3 protein-coding genes and 1 pseudogene are annotated in these 4094 nt (G+C 63.4%); all 4 read left to right on the forward strand.

Annotated features, from left to right (window positions below; all coding sequences use genetic code 11):
- Window positions 1-220 precede the first annotated feature (220 nt).
- A complete protein-coding gene (eltD, locus tag ACRDUX_RS24525) occupies window positions 221-1309 on the forward strand; it encodes an erythritol/L-threitol dehyrogenase (RefSeq protein WP_526417394.1) in 1089 nt (362 codons plus the stop codon).
- Window positions 1310-1337: 28 nt separating this feature from the next.
- The gene (locus ACRDUX_RS24530; RefSeq protein ID WP_526417395.1) at window positions 1338-2762 is read left to right on the forward strand and encodes an extracellular solute-binding protein; all 1425 of its coding nucleotides are present in this window, start codon (window positions 1338-1340) and stop codon (window positions 2760-2762) included.
- Between the two features lie 14 nt (window positions 2763-2776).
- A complete protein-coding gene (locus tag ACRDUX_RS24535) occupies window positions 2777-3736 on the forward strand; it encodes a carbohydrate ABC transporter permease (protein ID WP_526417397.1) in 960 nt (319 codons plus the stop codon).
- Window positions 3737-3739: 3 nt separating this feature from the next.
- Window positions 3740-4094: pseudogene (locus tag ACRDUX_RS24540) on the forward strand (carbohydrate ABC transporter permease); the annotation flags it as partial.

Raw genomic sequence — 4094 nt, forward strand, 5'->3', positions numbered from 1 at the left:
CGACGCCGGAAAGTGGCTGCCCTCAACCTCTTGAGCGGCGCCGTCTTGAGGGACGCCGTCGCCGAGCTGATTCGGCGGCGTGTGCGGGGCCGACCGGGGCATAGGAGGGAGTATGGCACTGCACATGCGTTCTGGAAAGAATTTCGCTGAACATTCGTTCTGGACAAATGTGCAGCGCCTTCGCTACTGTGACCGGAGCCACAGGTGAAGGAGCAACGTGATGAGTGAGCAGATTCCGGAGAAGATGCAGGCAGTGGTCTGTCACGGACCCAATGACTACCGCCTCGAAGAGGTGGCCGTTCCCCAGCGCAAGCGCGGCGAGGCGCTCGTCCGGGTGGAGGCGGTCGGCATCTGCGCGAGTGACCTGAAGTGCTACCACGGCGCGGCCAAGTTCTGGGGTGACGAGAACCGCCCCGCCTGGACCGAGACCATGGTCATCCCCGGTCACGAATTCGTCGGCCGCGTAGTCGAACTCGACGACGAGGCTGCCAGCAGATGGGGCATCGCCATCGGTGACAGGGTCACGTCCGAGCAGATCGTGCCCTGCTGGGAGTGCCGCTTCTGCAAGCGCGGTCAGTACCACATGTGCCAGCCGCACGATCTCTACGGATTCAAGCGCAGGACACCCGGCGCCATGGCCAGCTACATGACCTATCCGGTGGAAGCGTTGGTGCACAAGATCTCCGGAGACATTCCTCCCGCGCACGCGGCGTTCGTCGAACCGCTGTCCTGCTCGCTGCACGCCGTCGAGCGGGCCCAGATCACGTTCGAGGACACCGTCGTGGTGGCGGGCTGCGGACCCATCGGCCTCGGCATGATCGCCGGAGCTCACGCCAAGAACCCGATACGCGTCATTGCGCTGGACATGGCTCCGGAGAAGCTCGAGCTCGCCAAGAAGTGTGGCGCCGACATCACCATCAACATCGCAGAAGAAGACGTCGAGAAGATCGTCAAGGACCTCACCGACGGCTACGGCGCCGACGTCTACCTGGAGGGCACCGGACACCCGTCGGCAGTGCCGCAGGGTCTGAACTCATTGCGCAAGCTGGGCCGCTACGTGGAGTACGGCGTCTTCGGCAGTGACGTGACGGTGGACTGGAGCATCATCAGCGACGACAAGGAACTCGACGTCCTCGGTGCTCATCTCGGCCCGTACTGCTGGCCCGCCGCCATCAAGATGATCGAGTCCGGCGTCCTGCCCTTGGACGAGATCTGCACACACCAACTTCCGCTCAGCGAGTTCCAGAAGGGACTCGACCTCGTCGGCAGCGGCAAGGAATCCGTCAAGGTCTCGCTGATCCCGGCCTAGTCCAGACCTCCAACGAAGGACAAGACACATGAGTCGAGATCGCATGACCGGGCCGCAGCTGTCGCGGCGGAACATGTTGGCGGCGTTGGGAATGGCGGGGGCGGCGGCGGCGAGCCTGCCGTTGCTGAGTGCGTGCGGTGTCGGCGGCAAGGCCGGCGCCCCCAACGGCGCCGGTGAGGTCAGCGGCGGCTTCGACTGGAAGAAGGCCTCCGGACAGACGCTCAACATCCTGCAGACCCCGCACCCGTATCAGCTGTCGTATCAGCCGCTGCTGGCGGAGTTCACCGAACTCACCGGGATCAACGTCAACGTCGACCTGGTGCCCGAGGCCGATTACTTCACCAAGCTCAACACCGAACTTGCCGGCGGTTCCGGCAAGCACGACGCGTTCATGCTCGGCGCCTACTTCATCTGGCAGTACGGGCCCCCGGGGTGGATCGAGGACCTCAACCCGTGGCTGCAGAACAGCTCGGCCACCAGCGCCGAATACGACTTCGAGGACATCTTCGACGGTCTGCGCACCTCCACCCGTTGGAATTTCGAGAATGGCAGCCCGTTGGGTACCGGCGGACAGTGGGCCATCCCATGGGGTTTCGAGAACAACGTCGTCGCCTACAACAAGCGGATCTTCGACGAGAAGGGCATCACCAAGCTGCCCGACAAGCTCGACGACTTCATCCAGCTCGCGGTGGACCTGACCGACCGCTCGCAGAATCGCTATGGCATCGCCACCCGCGGCTCGAAGTCCTGGGCGACCATCCATCCCGGCTTCATGACGCAGTACACCCGCGAAGGCGCGGTCGACTACACGTTCAACGGCTCCGAGCTGATCGCCGAGATGGACAGCGACAAGGCGATCGCCTTCACCGAGAAGTGGATCGACATGCAGCACCGGGCCGGCCCGACGTCGTGGACCACCTACGACTATCCCAACGCCACCGGCGATCTCGGTGACGGCAAGGCGATGATGGTGTTCGACGCCGACAGCGCCACCTACCCGAAGAACAAGCCAGGCGCCAGCAAGGAAGCGGGCAACCTCGGTTGGTATCCGGGACCCGCCGGACCCGACGGCAACTACAAGACCAACCTGTGGACGTGGAGCTGGGCGATGTCGGCCAATAGTCGAAACAAGTTGCCGGCCTGGTTGTTCATCCAGTGGGCCACCGGCAAGGACTCGATGAACAAGGCCGTCGAGGGTGGCACGTACGCCGATCCGGTCCGAAAGTCGGTGTTCGACACCACGTTCAAGCGGGTCGCCGCCGACCAGTTCGGCTACCTCGAGACCTTCGAGACCGTGATCGGGGAGTCGAAGATTCAATTCACCCCGCAGAAGAAGTTCTTCGACACCACCCAGAACTGGGCGGTGGCGCTCCAGGACATCTACGGCGGTGACGACGCTGCATCGCGCCTGCGCAGCCTCGCCAAGACCAACACCTCCAAGGTCAACCTCTAGGAGCCCTGGCACCCATGACGACGCAAACCCCCAAAGCTCCTCCGACGCAACCCGATCGGCCCGCAGCGTCGCGGGCGCGACAAGACCTTCCCGAGATCCCCAGATGGCGGCGCCGGTTGCGTCCCTACCTGCTGTCGATTCCCGCCCTTGTGATCGTCATCGGGATCCTCTACCCGTTCGTGGTCGGCGCGTACTACGCCTTCCTCAACTACGCGGCGGTCAACCCGGACCCGCACTTCGTGTGGTTCGACAACTTCAAGTCGGTTCTCGGCGACCAGGTGTTCTGGCAGAGCGTCAAGGTCACGGCGATCTTCGCGGTGGCAGCCACCGCGGTCGAGACGGTGCTCGGCGTCGGGCTGGCGCTGTTGCTCAACCGGTCGAGCATCATCGGCAAGATCTTCGAGAAGGTCCTGATCCTGCCGCTGATGATCGCACCGGTGATCGCGGGCGTGATCTGGAAGCTGATGTTCAATCCGCAGTTCGGCATCCTCAACCACGTTCTGGGGCTTGGCAACACCTTCGACTGGCTGTCCAGCACCAACGCGTTGTTCTCGGTGGTCCTCGTCGACCTGTGGATCTTCACCCCGTTCGTGGCGATCCTGGTGCTGGCAGGCATGCGGTCGCTGCCCAAGGAGCCGTTCGAGGCCTCCGAGGTGGACGGCGCCAACTGGTTCTACATGTTCCGCAAGCTCATGCTGCCGATGCTGTGGCCGTACATTCTGGTGGCCGTCATCTTCCGGTTCATGGACAACCTCAAGGTCTTCGACCACATCTACGTGCTCACCGCGGGCGGGCCCGGCGTGGCCACCCGCACCCTGCAGATCGGCGCCTTCGAGGACTCGATCATCAACCTCGACTACTCCAGGGGCAGCACCTACATGTTGCTGCTCTGGATCATCGTGTTCATCACTGCGCGCTATCTGGTCAGCGTGCTCGGCAAGGCGCAGCGTCGTGCTGCGGGAGCGGAGTCCTAAATCATGGCGCTCACCAAGTTCAGGCCGACGCGCAGCGAGCTCCTTCCCGGCCAGAAACGGCTCGGCGTGGGATCGGTGCTCGCCGACGTCGGGTTGATCGGCTGGTTCGTCTTCTCGCTGTTTCCCATCGCGTGGATGGTGATCCTGGCGCTGAAGAACGCCGAGGAGCAGACGTCCACCTACTTCCAGTTCAGTCCGACGTGGTCGAACTTCGCAACGGTGCTGTCCGACAAGGGCACTCAGATGACGAGTGTCGACTTCAAGGCATCGCTGCTGACCAGCCTGCTCAACTGCGGTGGTGCGGTGATCGTGTCTCTGGTCATCGGCATCCCTGCGGCATATGCGGCGGGACGTTGGA

Source organism: Mycobacterium sp., assembly GCF_050701675.1.
Classification (GTDB): domain Bacteria; phylum Actinomycetota; class Actinomycetes; order Mycobacteriales; family Mycobacteriaceae; genus Mycobacterium.